16 protein-coding genes and 1 pseudogene are annotated in these 16,534 nt (G+C 63.0%); 2 read left to right on the top strand and 15 right to left on the bottom strand.

Annotated elements, in window-relative coordinates:
- Positions 1-37 precede the first annotated feature (37 nt).
- The 12 genes from folC to leuC form a co-directional block, all read right to left on the bottom strand.
- Entirely contained in the window at positions 38-1,348 is a 1,311-nt protein-coding gene (folC, locus tag NCS02_RS14765; protein ID WP_175983189.1) for a bifunctional tetrahydrofolate synthase/dihydrofolate synthase, read from the bottom strand.
- A 78-nt stretch (positions 1,349-1,426) separates the two neighbouring features.
- The gene (gene accD / locus NCS02_RS14760; RefSeq protein WP_008354039.1) at positions 1,427-2,299 is read right to left on the bottom strand and encodes an acetyl-CoA carboxylase, carboxyltransferase subunit beta; all 873 of its coding nucleotides are present in this window, start codon (positions 2,297-2,299) and stop codon (positions 1,427-1,429) included.
- Positions 2,300-2,369: 70 nt separating this feature from the next.
- The gene (gene trpA / locus NCS02_RS14755; protein ID WP_250502717.1) at positions 2,370-3,173 is read right to left on the bottom strand and encodes a tryptophan synthase subunit alpha; all 804 of its coding nucleotides are present in this window, start codon (positions 3,171-3,173) and stop codon (positions 2,370-2,372) included.
- Positions 3,174-3,249: 76 nt separating this feature from the next.
- Positions 3,250-4,125, bottom strand: coding sequence for a DNA-methyltransferase (locus tag NCS02_RS14750; RefSeq protein ID WP_175983187.1), 876 nt, complete (start codon positions 4,123-4,125; stop codon positions 3,250-3,252).
- Positions 4,126-4,136: 11 nt separating this feature from the next.
- Positions 4,137-5,330: a tryptophan synthase subunit beta gene (trpB, locus tag NCS02_RS14745; RefSeq protein ID WP_008354043.1), complete on the bottom strand. Its 1,194-nt coding sequence runs from the start codon at positions 5,328-5,330 to the stop codon at positions 4,137-4,139.
- 48 nt (positions 5,331-5,378) lie between these two features.
- Positions 5,379-6,047 carry a phosphoribosylanthranilate isomerase gene (locus NCS02_RS14740; RefSeq protein ID WP_175983186.1) on the bottom strand — a complete coding sequence of 223 codons (669 nt, stop codon included), beginning with the start codon at positions 6,045-6,047 and terminating at the stop codon, positions 5,379-5,381.
- Positions 6,044-6,847, bottom strand: a complete 804-nt coding sequence (gene truA, locus NCS02_RS14735; protein WP_250435446.1) for a tRNA pseudouridine(38-40) synthase TruA — start codon at positions 6,845-6,847, stop codon at positions 6,044-6,046. Before truA ends, NCS02_RS14740 begins: the two co-directional genes overlap by 4 nt.
- Position 6,848: 1 nt before the next feature.
- Entirely contained in the window at positions 6,849-8,921 is a 2,073-nt protein-coding gene (locus tag NCS02_RS14730; protein WP_250502716.1) for a FimV/HubP family polar landmark protein, read from the bottom strand.
- Between the two features lie 149 nt (positions 8,922-9,070).
- Entirely contained in the window at positions 9,071-10,192 is a 1,122-nt protein-coding gene (gene asd, locus NCS02_RS14725) for an aspartate-semialdehyde dehydrogenase (protein WP_175983184.1), read from the bottom strand.
- Positions 10,193-10,576: 384 nt separating this feature from the next.
- Positions 10,577-11,644, bottom strand: a complete 1,068-nt coding sequence (gene leuB, locus NCS02_RS14720; protein ID WP_008354048.1) for a 3-isopropylmalate dehydrogenase — start codon at positions 11,642-11,644, stop codon at positions 10,577-10,579.
- Between the two features lie 22 nt (positions 11,645-11,666).
- Complete coding sequence (leuD, locus tag NCS02_RS14715) at positions 11,667-12,317, bottom strand: 3-isopropylmalate dehydratase small subunit (protein WP_008354049.1); 651 nt, start codon at positions 12,315-12,317, stop codon at positions 11,667-11,669.
- Positions 12,318-12,341: 24 nt separating this feature from the next.
- Complete coding sequence (leuC, locus tag NCS02_RS14710; RefSeq protein ID WP_008354050.1) at positions 12,342-13,751, bottom strand: 3-isopropylmalate dehydratase large subunit; 1,410 nt, start codon at positions 13,749-13,751, stop codon at positions 12,342-12,344.
- 344 nt (positions 13,752-14,095) lie between these two features.
- On the opposite strand from leuC, the gene NCS02_RS14705 reads away from it, so the two are divergent.
- Together NCS02_RS14705 and NCS02_RS14700 are read left to right on the top strand one after the other, a co-directional pair.
- Positions 14,096-14,344 carry an AbrB/MazE/SpoVT family DNA-binding domain-containing protein gene (locus tag NCS02_RS14705; RefSeq protein WP_008354051.1) on the top strand — a complete coding sequence of 83 codons (249 nt, stop codon included), beginning with the start codon at positions 14,096-14,098 and terminating at the stop codon, positions 14,342-14,344.
- Positions 14,338-14,658, top strand: a complete 321-nt coding sequence (locus tag NCS02_RS14700; RefSeq protein ID WP_008354052.1) for a type II toxin-antitoxin system PemK/MazF family toxin — start codon at positions 14,338-14,340, stop codon at positions 14,656-14,658. The genes NCS02_RS14705 and NCS02_RS14700 overlap by 7 nt, the downstream gene beginning before the upstream one ends.
- A 90-nt stretch (positions 14,659-14,748) precedes the next feature.
- On the opposite strand, the gene gltA is transcribed toward NCS02_RS14700, so the two are convergent.
- The 3 genes and pseudogenes from gltA to sdhB all read right to left on the bottom strand — a co-directional run.
- A complete protein-coding gene (gene gltA / locus NCS02_RS14695; RefSeq protein ID WP_008354054.1) occupies positions 14,749-16,050 on the bottom strand; it encodes a citrate synthase in 1,302 nt (433 codons plus the stop codon).
- 136 nt (positions 16,051-16,186) lie between these two features.
- Complete coding sequence (locus NCS02_RS14690) at positions 16,187-16,456, bottom strand: FAD assembly factor SdhE (RefSeq protein ID WP_008354055.1); 270 nt, start codon at positions 16,454-16,456, stop codon at positions 16,187-16,189.
- A 1-nt stretch (position 16,457) separates the two neighbouring features.
- Positions 16,458-16,534, bottom strand: a pseudogene (gene sdhB, locus NCS02_RS14685) (succinate dehydrogenase iron-sulfur subunit); the annotation flags it as partial.

Raw genomic sequence — 16,534 nt, 5'->3', positions numbered from 1 at the left:
CGCTTGGTGCTGACGGCCGACCGTCTCAATGATGCTGCTAGTTATGCTGCATTCGACGGTAGGCCATGACGCCGGCTACCGTGTAGAAACTGCCGAAAACCAAAATTCTATCATTTTCAGACGCCCGGCTTAACGCATCTTGAAAAGCCGCCGCGGGTGTTTCAAAGCGAGAAACGCTGCTGTCGGCGCTGTCGTTGACACCGGCGTCGCGCAATGCGTGTTCCAGTTGCTCCGCCGACGCGGCGCGCGGCGTGGGCAGCGCGGTCACGTTCCAGTGATCGATCTCGCCCTTGAGTTGCTTCACGACGCCTTCGATGTCCTTGTCGCCCATCGCGCCGAACACCGCGTAAGTGTACGGAAAGTAGCCCATGTTGCCGAGATTTTGCGACAACACGGCGGCTGCGTGAGGATTGTGCGCAACGTCGAGAATGATTTGCGGCTTGCCCGGCAGCACCTGGAAGCGTCCCGGCAATTCGACGTTCGCAAGGCCAAGGCGAATGTCCTGCGCCGAAACCGGCAGACGGTCGCGCAGCGCTTCGAGCGCGGCCAGCGCCGCCGACGTGTTGATGAGCTGATTCGCGCCGCGCAGCGCCGGATAGGCCAGCGCCGAGCGCCGCTGCTCGCGCCCGATATAACTCCATTGCTGGCGCTCGTTGCCCGGCTGGGCTTCGTAGCGGAAATCGCGTCCGACGAGCCACAGGTCCGCGCCGATCGCCTCGGCATGTTCGATGAGAGTCTGCGGCGGCGACGGATCTCCGCACACTGCCGGCTTGCCCGTCCGGAATATGCCCGCTTTTTCGAAGCCAATTTTTTCGCGCGTGTCGCCGAGATAGTCCGTATGGTCGATGTCGATGCTCGTGATCACAGCACAATCCGTATCGACGATATTCACCGCGTCGAGACGCCCGCCCAGCCCGACTTCGAGAATCACCGCGTCGAGCTTGCGCGACGCGAAGAGATGCAGGATCGCAAGCGTTGTGAACTCGAAGTACGTCAGCGAAACCGGCTCGGGCAGGCTGGCGCGCGCCTTTTCCACGGCCGCGAAATGTTCGAGCAGATCGGCGTCGCTCGCCTCTGCGCCGTCGATGCGCGCGCGCTCGTTGAACGTCAGCAGATGCGGCGACGTATGGCAACCGACGCGATACCCCGCGCGCAGCAAGATCGTTTCGATGATCGCGCAGGTCGAGCCCTTGCCGTTCGTGCCGCCGACGGTGATGACCGGGCAGTCGAAACGCAGGCCAAGCGCATCCTTCACCTTGCCGATGCGCGCGAGGCCCATGTCGATGCCGACCGGATGCGCCGCTTCCAGATGGGCGAGCCAGGCGTCGAGAGTCGGGAATGTGTTCATTTTCGAGATCGCAAAAACAAAAGCGCCGCGCGGAACCTCGCGGGGTTCACGCGCGGCGCGGCGCTACGTACATTCGGGTCAGGCGACGGAATCGGCGGGTTGCCGCGTCATCAGCGCCATCAATTGGGCGATTTCTTCGCGCATCTTGCGGCGATCCACGATCATGTCGACCGCGCCCTTCGTCAGCAGGAACTCGGCGCGCTGGAAACCTTCCGGGAGCTTTTCGCGCACGGTCTGCTCGATCACGCGCGGGCCGGCAAAGCCGATCAGCGCCTTCGGCTCGGCAATCACGACATCGCCCAGGAACGCGAACGATGCAGACACACCGCCCATCGTCGGGTCGGTCAGCACGGAAATGAACGGCAGCTTCGCGTCCGCGAGTTTGGTCAGAAGCGCAGTGGTTTTGGCCATCTGCATGAGCGAAAGCAGGCTTTCCTGCATGCGCGCGCCGCCCGAGGCCGTGAAGCAGATGAACGGCACGTTCTGCTCCAGCGCGTTGCGCGCGCCGCGCACGAAGCGCTCGCCGACCACCGAGCCCATCGATCCGCCCATGAACGAGAATTCGAAGCACGCGACGACACACGGAATCGTGTGGATCGCGCCGCCCATGACGACCATGGCGTCGGTCTCGTCCGTATCTTCCATCGCTTCCTTGATGCGATCCGGATACTTGCGGCTGTCCTTGAACTTCAGCGCGTCGACCGGGACGACTTCCTGGCCGATTTCATAGCGGCCTTCCGGATCGAGCAGGCGGTCGAGCCGCTCGCGCGCGCCGATTCGCATGTGATGGCTGCACTTCGGGCATACGTGCAGATTCGCCTCGACGTCGTTGCGATACAGCACCGCTTCGCACGACGGACACTTCACCCAAAGGCCCTCGGGAATGCCCTTGCGGCTTTTGGGATCGGTTTGCTTGATCTTCGGCGGCAGCAGTTTGTCGAGCCAGCTCATCGTTTTTCCTTGACTGATCGGTTGCCGCGCGGCGCACGCCCGAATCGGGCGGCCCGCGGCGGCGCGTATTTTACTGTGCGGCGTCGAGCGCCTGACGAATTTCGGCGATGAAGCTCGTCAGCGACGCGGCCGCGGTGTCCGGCTTCGCGTCTTCGAGCAGCTGCACGAGGCGGCTGCCGATGACGACGGCGTCCGCGACATCGGCGACGGCGCGCGCGGTCTGGGCGTCGCGAATGCCGAAACCGACACCGACCGGCAGGGGCACACGCGACTTGATGGCCGGGATTTTACTCGCGATGCTGGAAACGTCCAGATTTGCCGCGCCGGTCACGCCTTTCAGCGATACGTAGTAGACATAGCCGCTCGCGATCTTGCCGACCGCCGCGACGCGCTCGTCCGTCGATGTCGGCGCGAGCAGGAAGATCGGATCGATGCCGGCGGCGCGCATCGACGTGCCGAAGCTCTCCGCTTCCTCGGGCGGGTAATCGACCACCAGTACGCCGTCGACGCCCGCTTCCTTCGCAGCTTTCGCGAACGCGTCGGCGCCCATGCGCTCGATCGGATTCGCGTAACCCATCAGCACGACGGGCGTTTTGTCGTCGGTTTCGCGGAAACGCGCGACGTCGGCGAGCACGCGCTTGAGCGTCACGCCGCGCGCGAGCGCCCGCTCCGACGAACGCTGGATGACGGGGCCGTCGGCCATCGGATCGGAGAACGGCACGCCCAGTTCGATGACGTCCGCGCCGCCCTTCGCCAGCGCGTGCATGAACTCGACGGTTTGTTCCGGATTCGGGTCGCCCGCGGTGATGAACGGAATCAGCCCTTTCTTGCCCTGTGCGGCGAGCGCCGCAAAAGTATTCTTGATGCGGGACATGAGATTTCTCTTAGTCGTATTCGTTGGCGTCGGACGCATTTGAATGCATTTGACGCGATCAGCAGCGAAAAAGACGCTATTCGGCTTGGGCGGCGGTGCCGGTCGCGACGAGTGTCTTGCGTCGAACGCGGGCGGGCTCTGCCGGCTCGAGCCGTGCAGCGCGCGCTTCGGCAATGCGGCTTTCGGCGATCGCGCAGTAATCCGGGTTGATCTCGTAGCCCGTGAATTGCCGGCCATGACGTGCGCACGCGACCGCCGTCGTGCCGCTGCCCATGAACGGATCGAGCACGCGCCCACCCGGCGGACAGCTCGCGAGCACCATGCGCTCGACGATCTCCAGCGGCTTTTGCGTCGGATGATCCACCCGCTCCGCGTGCTGCCGATGCAGACGCGACACGGACCAGACATCCTTCGGGTTGTACCCCAGTTCGAGCCACTTGCTGCCTTCGAAAATCTTCCGCGAACGCGCCTTTTTCGTTTCTGCGTCGTAAGGGATGCGCACCGGATCGAGATCGAAGTAGTAGTCCTTCGATACCGCGAAATAGCCGATGTTGTCGTGCACTGACGTGAATTTTCGCGTCGTTCCGCCCATGCTCGGCACGCGACGGTCCCAGACGATCTCGTTGATCATCAAAAGGCGGCGCTTGAGGAACACGAACAGTTCGGGCGAATACTGCCAGGTGCAAAAGATATACAGCGAACCGCTCGGCTTGAGCTTCGGAATCGCGAGATCGAGCCAGCGATAAGTCCACTCGAGAAAAGCGTCGCCGGACAACATGTCCGAGTCGTTCCCGTAGTCCTTGCCCAGACCATAAGGCGGATCCGCGACGATCAGATCGATCGACGCGTCGGGAATATTCTCGGCATCGGCCAAGAAGTCGCGGTTGCGGATGTCGCTGCCGGCGCCCTGCAGGGCGCCGACGGACAACGGCTCGTCGATGACGTTGCGCATCTATCTGAGGCTCAGAACTGAATGCCCGATCGCTCGGCGACCGTATGCATGTCCTTGTCGCCCCGGCCGGACAGATTGACGAGCAACACCTTGTCGCGCGGCAACGTCTTCGCGAGCTTCGCGCCATAAGCGAGCGCGTGGCTCGATTCCAGCGCGGGGATGATGCCCTCGATCCGGCAGCAGTCGTGGAAGGCCTTGAGCGCTTCGTCATCGGTGATGCCGACGTATTCCGCGCGTCCCGCGTCCTTCAGCCACGCGTGTTCCGGACCGACGCCCGGATAGTCGAGCCCCGCCGACACCGAATGCGTTTCGATGATCTGCCCGTTTTCGTCCTGCAGCAGATACGTGCGATTGCCGTGCAGCACCCCCGGGCTGCCGCCCATCAGCGACGCCGCGTGGCGCCCGGTGTCGATGCCGTCGCCCGCCGCTTCGACGCCAATCAATCTGACGTCTTTATCGTCGATGTACGGATAAAAGATGCCCATCGCGTTCGACCCGCCGCCGACGCACGCGATCACGGCATCAGGCTGGCGACCGGCCATTTCGGGCATCTGCACGCGACATTCGTCGCCGATCACGCGCTGGAAGTCGCGCACCATCATCGGGTAAGGATGCGGCCCCGCCACCGTGCCGATGATGTAGAACGTGTTTTCGACGTTCGTCACCCAGTCACGCATGGCTTCGTTGAGCGCGTCCTTGAGCGTCTTCGACCCGGATTCGACCGGCACGACCGTTGCGCCGAGCAGCTTCATCCGATAGACGTTCGCCGCCTGACGACGCACGTCTTCCGCGCCCATGTAGACCACGCACTCCATGCCGAATCGCGCGGCAATGGTCGCCGTCGCCACGCCGTGCTGGCCCGCGCCGGTTTCGGCAATCACGCGCGGCTTGCCCATCTTGCGGGCGAGCAGCGCCTGGCCGATCACGTTATTCACCTTGTGCGCGCCCGTGTGATTCAGGTCTTCGCGCTTCAGATAGAGCTGCGCGCCGCCAAGCATCTCGCTCCAGCGCTTCGCGTGATAAATCGGCGACGGCCGACCCACGTAATGCTTGAGCTCGTACTCGTACTCGGCGATGAATTCGGGATCCTGACGTGCCGCGTCATACGCGACGCGCAATTCGTCAAGTGCATGGATGAGGGTTTCGGAGACGAACACGCCTCCATATTGGCCGAAATGGCCTCTTTCGTCTGGCAAGTTGTACATTGCGTCACTCTCTCGGTTACGTAGCCGGCAGCGCGGCCCACGTTCGATTCACCCGGCGTCCGCCTCGCGCACCGCGCGCACGAACGCCGCCATTCGGGCGGGATCCTTCACGCCCTTGGCGCCCGGCAGTTCGATGCCGCTCGAGACATCGACCGCGTACGGGCGCACACGCCGAATGGCGTCACTGACGTTTTGCGTGTTCAACCCACCACTCAAAACGGCCCGATGCCCGAGATCTGTTGGGATAAGTGACCAATCGAATACCTTTCCACCGCCGCCGAAGCCCTCGACGAGCGCGTCGAGTAAAAGGCCGCCTGCGGCTTTGAACTTGAGAGACGATTCTATCAAATGGCTTGTGGACGCATCAGACCCAATTCGCAATGCGCGCCAATAGGATAAACCCGCAATCGATGCCAGCGCCTCGCATTGTTCCGGCGTTTCGTCGCCGTGAAACTGCAGCAGCGAGAGCGGCACGTTCGACGTGACTTCGCGAATCCATTCGGGCGTCGCATTGACGAAAAGCCCGACCGCCGACACGAGCGGCGGCACGTGCCGCGCCAGTTCGACGGCCTGTGCGACGCTCACCGAACGCGGGCTCGGCGGATAGAACACGAAACCCACGGCGTCCGCGCCCAGCGCGACGGCGTGCTGCACGTCCTCGACGCGCGAAAGTCCGCATAGCTTGATGCGGGTGCGATGCAAATCTCGGTCTGTCATTTCGGCTCTGCCCAAATGGCGCTCCAGGGCATGCTGGCGATATGCGGCGGCGGCACCGCGAAGTGTTCAGGATAGCCGACCTCGGCCAGATACAGTCCGTCGGGCATGAAAGTCGGCGCGGCAGCGCGGCGGTCGCGGGCGGCGAGCACGTCCGCCATCCACGACGATGGATGACGGCCCCGTCCGATCGCGACGAGGCATCCCATCAGATTGCGCACCATGTGATGCAAAAACGCGTTGGCGCGAAAGCGAAAGTGGACGAAGTCGCCCTGCTCGCGTACATCGATCTGATAAAGATGCTTGACTGGCGTTTTCGACTGGCAATCGGCGGCGCGGAACGACGAAAAATCGTGCTCGCCGATCAGGCACGCGACCGAATCGCGCATCGCTGCCACGTCGAGCGGCGTGTGCACCCAGCCCGCGCGTTTCGCGAGCATGGGCGAACGCACCGGATTGACGTAAAGAACGTAGAAATAAGTGCGTTCGAAAGCCGCGAAGCGCGCGTGGAAATCGTCGGGCATCGGCTTCGCCCATTGCACCGCGACGGTGTCGGGCAGGAACGCATTCGTGCCGCGCACCCACGAAAACTCGGCGCGATCCAGAGCGGTATCGAAATGCACGACCTGACCGAGACCGTGCACGCCCGTATCGGTGCGCCCGGCGACGACGGTCGGAAGCGGCGTCTGCGCGAATTGCGCGAGCGCGCGCTCCAGTTCGTTCTGGACCGTCTTCCCGTGCGGCTGCGACTGCCAACCGCAAAACGCCGCGCCGTCGTACTGAATCCCTAAAGCGATACGCATCTCAGGAATGCGGTGCAAGCGTCGACAAGAGCGTGGCGGCCTGCTGGCGCGTCGCCGGATCGTTCGATTCGATCACTTCCTGGAGCAACGTGCGCGCGCCCGAAAGGTCGCCCAGTTCGATGTATTCGGCTGCCAATTCGAGCTTATTGCGCGCGATGGTCGCCAGTTGGCCCGGCGTCAGGGCAGGCAAAGCCTCCGTCGCGTTCGACGTCGGCCCGAGATCGAAATCGAGACTGAGCGGGCCGAATTTTGTCGCGCCCAGGCCAGCGACCGATGCCGCGCCCGCCGTACCCGCTTCGATTTGAGACGCAACGGACTGGGCTTGCGACTGGCCTTGCCGCGCTGCTTCGAAATGCGCCACCGGCTGCGGCATGAACGGCGCCTGCTGGATTGGCTGCGTGCCGCCAGGCGGCTGTTCCAGCGCTGCGGGAGGCGTCTCGAGCGGCGGATTTTTCAGCGACGATGCAGCCGTCTCCGGTCCGGTCGCGCCGGGCGGCTTGATCGTCAGTTCCAGACGCGGCGGCAGTTCCATTTCGAGCGAACCGAGCGCCTGGATTGCGTCCTGGGGGAACTTCGGCATTGGGAAGCGATGCGCGAGCACCGGCTCTTCGTCCGGCGCGATGCCGGATTTTTCCGCCTCGCGCGCTGCCAGTTCTTCGATGTCGCGCTGCTCGGCGGCGCGTTGCTCTGCGGCTTGCTCTTCGGCGGCGCGCGCCTGAAGTTCGCGCAGTTCCGCCTCGCGCGCGATGATCTCGCGTGCCGCGTTCTCACGCGCCAGCTCTTCGCGTTCGGTGACCTGACGCAATTCGGCCTCGCGATCCGCGCCGGCATGACCGGCCTGCTCGCGTGCGAGTGCTTCCCGCGCGGCGGCTTCGCGCGCCCGGATTTCACGCTCCTCGGCCTCGCGCGCGGCGGCCTGGCGTGCCGCGGCTTCGCGCTCTTCGACTTCCCATTTCTCGGCTTCCCGGCGCGCCGCTTCGCGCGCTTCGATCTCGCGCGCATGCTGCTCACGCTGTTCGTGGGTGTCCGGTTCGCTGGCTGGCGGTACGAAATCGGGATGACGTGCAGCCGGCGCAACCGGAACGAACGGCTCTTCCGGTTGCGAGCGGTTCGCCTCGACGAGTGCTTCATCCGCCGCGGTCGACGGCTTTGCCTCGGTCGTCGGCGGCAACGCATCTTCGGACGGAGCGACGGGCGTCTGGGCTACTTCAGCGTTGCCGATGCTCGCGGCGGCCGCAGCCAGTCCGGACTGATCGCGCGCCGGCGACTTGCCTTGGGCACCGGCCGCCGCCTCGCGCGCCTTGCGCAGCGCTTCGTTGCGGGCGTCGGCGTCGGCCTGGGCTTCTTCAAGACTTGCGAACGTACGGGGCGCGCGATCGACGTCGTTGTCGTTCGTCGCGACTGCTCGCTTCTTGCGCCGCATTCTGAGCAGCAGGACGCCGATCACGACGATCACGATCGCGATGATGAAGGGCGACAGACCGATGGTCGCCGCTGCCACGCCGCTGCGGCTGGCCGGTTCCGGTGCGGCCGTGGCGGGCGCGCTTGCGGGCGCGGCGATTGCCGATGCGGCCTCCGGCGTCGCACGCTCCGGCGCCGCCGTCGCACTGGCTTGCGGCTCCGCAGCCGATGCGGGCGCCGCGCTCTCCGGCGCCGGTGTGGCGGTATCCGCCGACGAAGACGCAGGCGCGGACGTTTCGGCGGGCGCGGTCTGCTGCGCCTCGGGCGCCGACGCTGCGGCCGGCGGCGCGCCGCTCAGATCGGCGGGCACGTTCAGCACCGCGCCGAGTTTCAGCTTGTTGATGTCGTGGCTGCTGAAGGCGCTCGGATTGGCGTCGAACAGGGCACGCGCGGCTTTCGCGCGGACGTCGCGATCTTTGGATCCTGTGAGTTCGCCGGCGACATCGCTCAACGATTGTCCCGGCTTGACCGCGTAGGTTTGCCCGGTGGCGGCGGAGGCCTGCGCGAGCGCATCGCCGGGATTCGCCCAGAACATCGCGCATGCGGCGAGACTTGCCGCGGCGAGCGCCGCACGCGATGACGAAACGAAAGACCGGCGAGTTCGATGGATCATTGAGGCTCCGGGTGCGGCAAAAATTGAAACATAAAGCGAAGACCGCTCGATAAACACGGCGTTGCAACAAAGCTCCACAAAAACAAAAAAGCGCCGCGTGAAACGCGACGCTTTCGAGCAAGACACGCGCTTCAGGCGCGTAGTTTACTTTACTTGTCGAGCAGAATGCGCAGCATGCGGCGCAGCGGCTCGGCGGCGCCCCACAAGAGTTGATCGCCGACCGTGAACGCCGACAGATATTCGCCGCCCATCGCGAGCTTGCGCAGACGGCCAACCGGCACCGTCAGCGTGCCCGTGACGACCGCGGGCGACAGATCGCGAATCGATGCTTCGCGCTCGTTCGGCACGACCTTCACCCAGTCATTCGCCGACGCGAGAATGCCGTGCACTTCGTCGAGCGGCACGTCCTTCGTCAGCTTGATGGTGAGCGCCTGCGAGTGGCAGCGCATCGCGCCGATACGCACGCAGAGGCCGTCGACGGGAATCGAGCCCGGCATACCCATTGCCGGCTTGCCGAGGATCTTGTTGGTTTCCGCGCCGCCCTTCCACTCTTCCTTCGACATGCCGTTGCCGAGATCCTTGTCGATCCACGGAATCAGCGAGCCCGCGAGCGGCACGCCGAAGTTGTCGACGGGCATGCGCTCGCCGTTCATCGCGGCGAGCACGCGGCGGTCGATGTCGAGAATCGCCGACGACGGATCCGCCAGGTCTTCCTTCGCCGAACCGTAGAGCACGCCCATTTGCTGAAGCAGCTCGCGCATGTTCTGCGCGCCCGCGCCCGACGCGGCCTGATAGGTCATCGCCGTCGTCCATTCGACGAGGTTCTCGCGGAACAGGCCGCCGAGCGCCATCAGCATGAGGCTGACCGTGCAGTTGCCGCCGATGAAGTCGCGGCCGCCCTTCACGAGCGAATCCTTGATGACGTCCAGGTTGACCGGATCGAGAATGATGACCGCGTCGTCCTTCATGCGCAGCGCCGACGCCGCGTCGATCCAGTAGCCCTTCCAGCCCGCCGCGCGCAGCTTCGGATACACCTCGTTGGTGTAGTCGCCGCCCTGGCACGTGATGATGGCGTCGCACTTTTTCAGGTCGTCGATGCTCGTTGCGTCTTTGAGCTTCGTCTCGTTTTTGGCGAACGACGGCGCGTTGCCGCCCGCATTGCTGGTGCTGAAAAACACCGGTTCGATCAAGTCGAAATCGCCTTCCTGCTGCATGCGCTGCATCAGGACGCTGCCGACCATACCGCGCCAACCAACGAGACCTACGTTCATGACTAACCTTTAACTGTGGACGCTTCCCCGCATCTTTACCCGGCGTGGCCGCGCGGGGAAGACGCTCGGACACGAGGGACGATCAGCGAATCGTGATCGCTTTGATGGAGATTTTCGTAATGCGCGTTTTAGCCGTGGCTCGAGTGGCCACGATGCGCGTGCTGATGGCGAGTTCCGTCGCGAGCGACTTTGAGCCGCGTCCGATGGAATCCAGAGAGAATTGAGAGTTCTTCGCCATAGCAAAGCAATATACACGATAACCGGACGTTTTCGACGGCGTCATGCTGCAGATGCGTGAAAATCGGGCGGATCGTGCGCGAACATCGGTAAAAAGAGACGATCGGCCGCTTTAATGCTTCAGCGCGCCGATCGTCTTTCTCGCGATTACAGCGCCTTCAGCACCGCGTCGCCCATTTCCTTCGTGCCGACAACCTTGCCGTCCGCCGTCGCGATATCGCCGGTGCGGTAGCCCTGCTCGAGCACTTTCTTCACCGCGCTTTCGATGCGATCCGCCTGCTCCGTCTTGCCGAGCGAGTAGCGCAGCATCATGGCCGCCGAAAGAATGGTCGCGAGCGGATTCGCCACGCCCTTGCCCGCGATGTCCGGCGCCGAACCGTGCGACGGCTCGTACAGGCCCTTGTTGTTCTTGTCGAGCGACGCGGACGGCAGCATGCCGATGGAGCCGGTGAGCATCGCCGCTTCGTCCGACAGAATGTCGCCGAACATGTTGCCGGTCACGACGACGTCGAACGCTTTCGGCGCCTTCACGAGCTGCATCGCGGCGTTGTCGACGTACATGTGCGACAGCTCGACATCCGGATATTCCTTCGCGACGTCGATCATCGTGTCGCGCCACAATTGCGACGTTTCGAGCACGTTCGCCTTGTCGACGCTCGTCAGCTTCTTCTGGCGCTTTTGCGCGGCGGCAAACGCGACGTGCGCGATGCGGCGCACTTCGGGCTCGGAATAGCGCATCGTGTCGAAGCCTTCCTTCGCGCCCGCGAACGGGCCGTCCGGGGCTTCTCGCAAGCCGCGCGGCGCGCCGAAATAGATGTCGCCGTTCAATTCGCGGACGATCAGGATGTCGAGACCCGATACGATCTCCGGCTTCAACGACGACGCGCCCGTCAATTGCGGATAGCAGATCGCCGGACGGAAGTTCGCGAACAGTTGCAGATGCTTGCGCAGGCCGAGAATCGCCTGCTCGGGACGCAGCGCGCGTTCGAGCTTGTCGTACTTCCAGTCGCCGACGGCGCCGAACAGGATCGCATCGGCTTCCTTCGCGAGCGCCAGAGTGGAATCGGGCAGCGGGTGCCCCTTCGCCTCGTAGCCCGCGCCGCCGACCGGCGCCTCTTCCAGCTCGAACTTCTCGCCGAGCGCGTTCAGGACTTTGACCGCTTCGGCGGTGATTTCGGGACCGATGCCGTCGCCGGGGAGAACTGCAATTTTCATCTTTCGCTTCCTTTATGCGCGGTTATCCAACGAGCCGGTTATTCAGCCACGGCTGCTTCGCGAGGCGTTCGGCCTCATATTGCTTGATCTTGTCCGCATGACGCAGCGTGAGACCGATGTCGTCGAAGCCGTTCAGCAAGCAATACTTGCGAAAGCCCGGCACTTCGAACGCATACTCGGTGCCGTCGCCGGTACGCACGACTTGCGCTTCGAGATCGATCGTCAACTGGAAACCAACGAACGCGTAGGTCTCGTTAAACAGCTTGTCGACCTGCTGCTCCGTCAGCACGACCGGCAGGAGACCGTTCTTGAAACAGTTGTTGTAGAAGATGTCCGCGAAGCTCGGCGCGATGATCGCGCGAAAGCCGTATTGATCGAGCGCCCACGGCGCGTGTTCGCGTGAGCTGCCGCAGCCGAAATTCTTGCGCGTGAGCAGAATCGACGCGCCTTGATAACGCGGCTGATTCAGCACGAAATCCGGGTTGAGCGGACGCTTGCTGTTGTCCTGTCCGGGCTCACCGACGTCGAGATAACGCCATTCATCGAACGCGTTGGGACCGAAGCCGGTGCGCTTGATCGACTTCAGGAACTGCTTCGGGATGATCGCGTCCGTGTCGACGTTCTCGCGATCGAGCGGCGCGACGAGGCCGCTGTGCACAATGAATTTTTCCATGATCTTTCTCAGTGTCCCGATCGATTAAGCGAGCTTGCGTACGTCGACGAAATGGCCTTCGATCGCGGCGGCGGCGGCCATCGCGGGGCTCACGAGATGCGTGCGTCCGCCCGCGCCCTGACGGCCTTCGAAGTTGCGGTTCGACGTCGATGCGCAGCGCTCCCCCGCTTCCAGGCGGTCGGCGTTCATCGCGAGGCACATCGAGCAGCCCGGCTCGCGCCATTCGAAGCCGGCGTTCGTGAAGATCTTGTCGAGGCCTTCGCGTTCGGCTTGCGCCTTCACGAGACCCGATCCCGGCACGACCATCGCCAGGCGAATGTTCGACGCGACGCGCTTGCCCAGCGACTTCACGACGTACGCGGCGGCGCGCAAGTCTTCGATGCGCGCATTCGTGCACGAGCCGATGAAAATCTTGTCCGGCTTGATCGATTCGATCGGCGTGTTCGGCTGCAATGCCATATAACTCAGCGCGCGTTCCATCGCGTCGCGCTTGACGGGATCTTTTTCCTTGTCGGGATCGGGCACGCGGCCGTCGATCGACGTCACCATTTCCGGCGACGTGCCCCACGTCACTTGCGGCACGATCTCGGCGGCATTCAGCTCGACGACGCGATCGAAGTGCGCGCCGTCATCGGACTTGAACTGACGCCAGTATTCGACCGCCTGATTCCACTCGACGCCCTGCGGCGAGTACGGACGGTCCTTCAGATAGTTGATGGTCGTGTCGTCGACCGCGACCATGCCGGCGCGCGCGCCCGCTTCGATCGCCATGTTGCAGACGGTCATGCGGCCTTCCATCGTGAGCGCGCGGATGGTCGAGCCGCCGAATTCCATCGCGTAGCCCGTGCCGCCCGCCGTGCCGATCTTGCCGATGATCGCGAGCACGATGTCCTTCGCCGTGCATCCGCGCGGCAATTGGCCTTCGACCTTCACGAGCATGTTCTTGCTCTTCTTCTGCAACAGCGTTTGCGTCGCGAGCACGTGCTCAACCTCCGACGTGCCGATGCCGTGCGCCAGCGCGCCGAACGCGCCGTGCGTGGACGTGTGCGAATCGCCGCAGACGATGGTCATGCCCGGCAGCGTCGCGCCCTGCTCCGGCCCGATGATGTGCACGATGCCCTGACGCAGGTCGTTCATCTTGAACTGCGTGATGCCGAAGGCGTCGCAGTTCTGGTCGAGCGTATCGACTTGCAGCTTCGAAACCGGATCGGCGATGCCGTGCGAGCGGTCGGTCGTCGGCACGTTGTGATCGGACACCGCCAGATTCGCGCTGATGCGCCACACCGGGCGCTCGGCCAGCTTCAGGCCCTCGAAGGCCTGCGGGCTCGTCACTTCGTGCAGCAGGTGACGGTCGATGTAGAGGATCGAGGTGCCGTCCTCTTCCGTGTGGACAACGTGCGTATTCCACAGTTTGTCGTAGAGAGTCTGTGCCATGGTGAGCGCTTTCGTGTGTGACTGCGGGGATTTATCGGTGTACGGCTCGTGAATCGATTATGCCACCATCCGATGAGAATTGGATACTAGGATACGGGAAAAACCCATTAAAAACATATAGTTATTGTAGTGGTTCCAGTACCCGGATGACGACTACCCGGCTGAACCTCGAGCGCATCGCGACGCTGTCCTTAGATCCTATGCCATTTGGCCGAATGTTCGCCGCACGATGCGCGCAATAGGCTGTCGTCAGCGCTCACGATCCGCGCAGTAATAACATTGTATTGACGGCCCTTTCGACAGGTAATAACATCGTGCTTCCATACTCTTCAGTAGTCGACGACATGCGAACCACCATCAGAAAAATGGGCAACTCCCAGGGCATCCTGATTCCCAAGCCGCTGCTCGCGCAATTGGGCTTGGAGAACGAGGTCGACATGGAGGTCGAGAACGACGCGATCGTCCTGCGTCGGCCTCGCGACAAAGCGCGTCAAGGTTGGGCCGAAGCCAGCAAGCTGATTGCGCAAAGCGGCGAGGACGGACTCGTCATGGGCGAATTCGGCAACGACGACGACGGGGAGCTCGAATGGTAGTGCGTGGAGAAGTCTGGTCGGTCGCGCTCGATCCCACCTTGGGCAGCGAAATTCAGAAAACGCGTCCGTGCGTAGTGGTGTCGCCGCCGGAGATGCACGACCATCTGCGCACGGTCATCGTCGCGCCGATGTCGTCGAAGGGAAAGCCTGCGCCTTTCCGCATTCCCATTGCTTTCAAGCGGAAGCAGGGATTGATTCTTCTGGATCAGATTCGCACGGTGGACAAGCTGCGGCTCATCAAGCGGGAAGGCAGCATCGCGGACAACACGCTGACCGACGCGCTTCATACCTTGCAGGAGGTGTTCGCGGATTGAATCCGGCGCCGTCTCTGCGCGCGCCGAGCAAAAAGCAAAAGCCCCGGCGATTTCTCGCCGGGGCTTCGATACAACTAAAACTCGATCAGCTTAGCGCTTTGCCAGCGGCTTCGCTTCACGCGGCGTCTGGCCGATGAACAGCTGACGCGGACGGCCGATCTTCTGCTCAGGATCGGCGATCATCTCGTTCCACTGCGCGATCCAGCCGACCGTACGAGCCATCGCGAAGATGCAGGTGAACATCGACGTCGGAATGCCCAGCGCGCGCTGCACGATGCCCGAGTAGAAGTCGACGTTCGGATACAGCTTGCGCGACACGAAGTATTCGTCTTCCAGCGCGATCTTTTCAAGTTCCATCGCGAGCTTGAAGAGCGGGTCGTCGTGCAGGCCGAGTTCGTTCAGCACTTCGTGGCACGTCTCGCGCATCAGCTTCGCGCGCGGGTCGTAGTTCTTGTACACGCGGTGTCCGAAGCCCATCAGCTTCACGCCCGAGTTCTTGTCCTTCACCTGCTTGATGAACTCAGGAATGTTGTCGACCGAGCCGATCTCTTCGAGCATGTTCAGCGCGGCTTCGTTCGCGCCGCCGTGCGCCGGACCCCACAGACATGCGATGCCGGCTGCGATACACGCGAACGGATTCGCACCCGACGAACCCGCGAGACGCACCGTCGACGTCGACGCGTTCTGCTCGTGGTCCGCGTGCAGGATCAGAATACGGTCGAGAGCGCGCACGAGCACGTCGTTGACCTTGTACTCTTCGCACGGGTTCGAGAACATCATGTGCATGAAGTTCGCGCTGTACGACAGTTCGTTCTTCGGATACACGAACGGCTGACCGATGCTGAACTTGTACGCCATCGCGACGAGCGTCGGCAGCTTCGCGATCATGCGGATCGCGGAGACTTCACGGTGACGCGGATCGTTGATGTTCAGCGAGTCGTGATAGAACGCCGACAGCGCGCCGACCGCAGCCGTCAGCACGGCCATCGGGTGCGCGTCGCGACGGAAGCCGCGGAAGAAGAAGTGCATCTGCTCGTGCACCATCGTGTGACGCGTGACGGTGTCCACGAATTCCTTGTTCTGCGCCTCGTTCGGCAGTTCGCCCTTCAGCAGCAGATAGCACGTTTCGAGGAAGTCCGCGTTCACGGCCAGTTGCTCGATCGGGTAGCCGCGATACAGCAGTTCGCCCTTGTCGCCGTCGATATACGTGATCGCCGAATTGCACGCCGCCGTCGACATGAAGCCCGGGTCATACGTGAACTTGCCGGTCTGACCGTACAACTTGCGGATGTCGATCACGTCCGGGCCCATCGTGCCCTTGTAGATCGGCATTTCGACGCTCGGCGAGTTGTCGCTGAACGATAGCGTGGCTTTAACATCTGACGGGGTCATAGCACATCCTCAATCGAAGTATGGATACAGGTTTTCGATAATTTGCACGACGGAAGCTGCGCGGCAAAACTGTTTTATCGGCCTGTGTGCAGTGCAACAGGCCTATTTTGCAAAACTCCGCGAATTCCTGCTGGAATCACACGGTGCGCAGCATTTCCAGCAAGCGGGTTACGTCCGGCGTCGCCAGGTCGCCTTCAGGCTCCGTGCGCGCCAGCAGCAAGTCCATCAGTTCGTTGTCGCTCAGCTCCAGCAGGCGGGTCAATGCGGCCACGTCGGCGTCGCTGAGGTCATGCTCATATCGGCTGAAGAAACGATCGAAGATCAGATCGTTTTCCAGCAGGCCGCGCCTTGCGCGCCAACGAAGGCGCGCGCGGCGAAGAGGGTCGGACTGGTGAGATTCGTCCATTTCAAACCGCCCGTCGCACCATCAATTCCTTGATCTTGCCGATCGCCTTGGTCGGGTTGAGCCCCTTCGGGCACACGT

The organism is Caballeronia sp. NCF2, from assembly GCF_023631205.1.
Classification (GTDB): Bacteria; Pseudomonadota; Gammaproteobacteria; order Burkholderiales; family Burkholderiaceae; genus Caballeronia; species Caballeronia zhejiangensis.
Note: the sequence above shows the minus strand (reverse complement) of the source record. Positions and strands in the feature narration are given on the sequence as shown.

What these genes read in the sequence shown, in the direction of transcription:
- gltA (WP_008354054.1), bottom strand. Translation starts at nt 16,050, where the DNA reads ATGACCCCGTCAGATGTTAAAGCCACGCTATCGTTCAGCGACAACTCG.
- folC (WP_175983189.1), bottom strand. Translation starts at nt 1,348, where the DNA reads ATGAACACATTCCCGACTCTCGACGCCTGGCTCGCCCATCTGGAAGCG.
- NCS02_RS14750 (WP_175983187.1), bottom strand. Translation starts at nt 4,125, where the DNA reads ATGCGCAACGTCATCGACGAGCCGTTGTCCGTCGGCGCCCTGCAGGGC.
- trpB (WP_008354043.1), bottom strand. Translation starts at nt 5,330, where the DNA reads ATGTACAACTTGCCAGACGAAAGAGGCCATTTCGGCCAATATGGAGGC.
- NCS02_RS14740 (WP_175983186.1), bottom strand. Translation starts at nt 6,047, where the DNA reads ATGACAGACCGAGATTTGCATCGCACCCGCATCAAGCTATGCGGACTT.
- NCS02_RS14690 (WP_008354055.1), bottom strand. Translation starts at nt 16,456, where the DNA reads ATGGACGAATCTCACCAGTCCGACCCTCTTCGCCGCGCGCGCCTTCGT.
- leuB (WP_008354048.1), bottom strand. Translation starts at nt 11,644, where the DNA reads ATGAAAATTGCAGTTCTCCCCGGCGACGGCATCGGTCCCGAAATCACC.
- NCS02_RS14700 (WP_008354052.1), top strand. Translation starts at nt 14,338, where the DNA reads ATGGTAGTGCGTGGAGAAGTCTGGTCGGTCGCGCTCGATCCCACCTTG.
- accD (WP_008354039.1), bottom strand. Translation starts at nt 2,299, where the DNA reads ATGAGCTGGCTCGACAAACTGCTGCCGCCGAAGATCAAGCAAACCGAT.
- leuC (WP_008354050.1), bottom strand. Translation starts at nt 13,751, where the DNA reads ATGGCACAGACTCTCTACGACAAACTGTGGAATACGCACGTTGTCCAC.
- trpA (WP_250502717.1), bottom strand. Translation starts at nt 3,173, where the DNA reads ATGTCCCGCATCAAGAATACTTTTGCGGCGCTCGCCGCACAGGGCAAG.
- truA (WP_250435446.1), bottom strand. Translation starts at nt 6,847, where the DNA reads ATGCGTATCGCTTTAGGGATTCAGTACGACGGCGCGGCGTTTTGCGGT.
- NCS02_RS14730 (WP_250502716.1), bottom strand. Translation starts at nt 8,921, where the DNA reads ATGATCCATCGAACTCGCCGGTCTTTCGTTTCGTCATCGCGTGCGGCG.
- NCS02_RS14705 (WP_008354051.1), top strand. Translation starts at nt 14,096, where the DNA reads ATGCGAACCACCATCAGAAAAATGGGCAACTCCCAGGGCATCCTGATT.
- asd (WP_175983184.1), bottom strand. Translation starts at nt 10,192, where the DNA reads ATGAACGTAGGTCTCGTTGGTTGGCGCGGTATGGTCGGCAGCGTCCTG.
- leuD (WP_008354049.1), bottom strand. Translation starts at nt 12,317, where the DNA reads ATGGAAAAATTCATTGTGCACAGCGGCCTCGTCGCGCCGCTCGATCGC.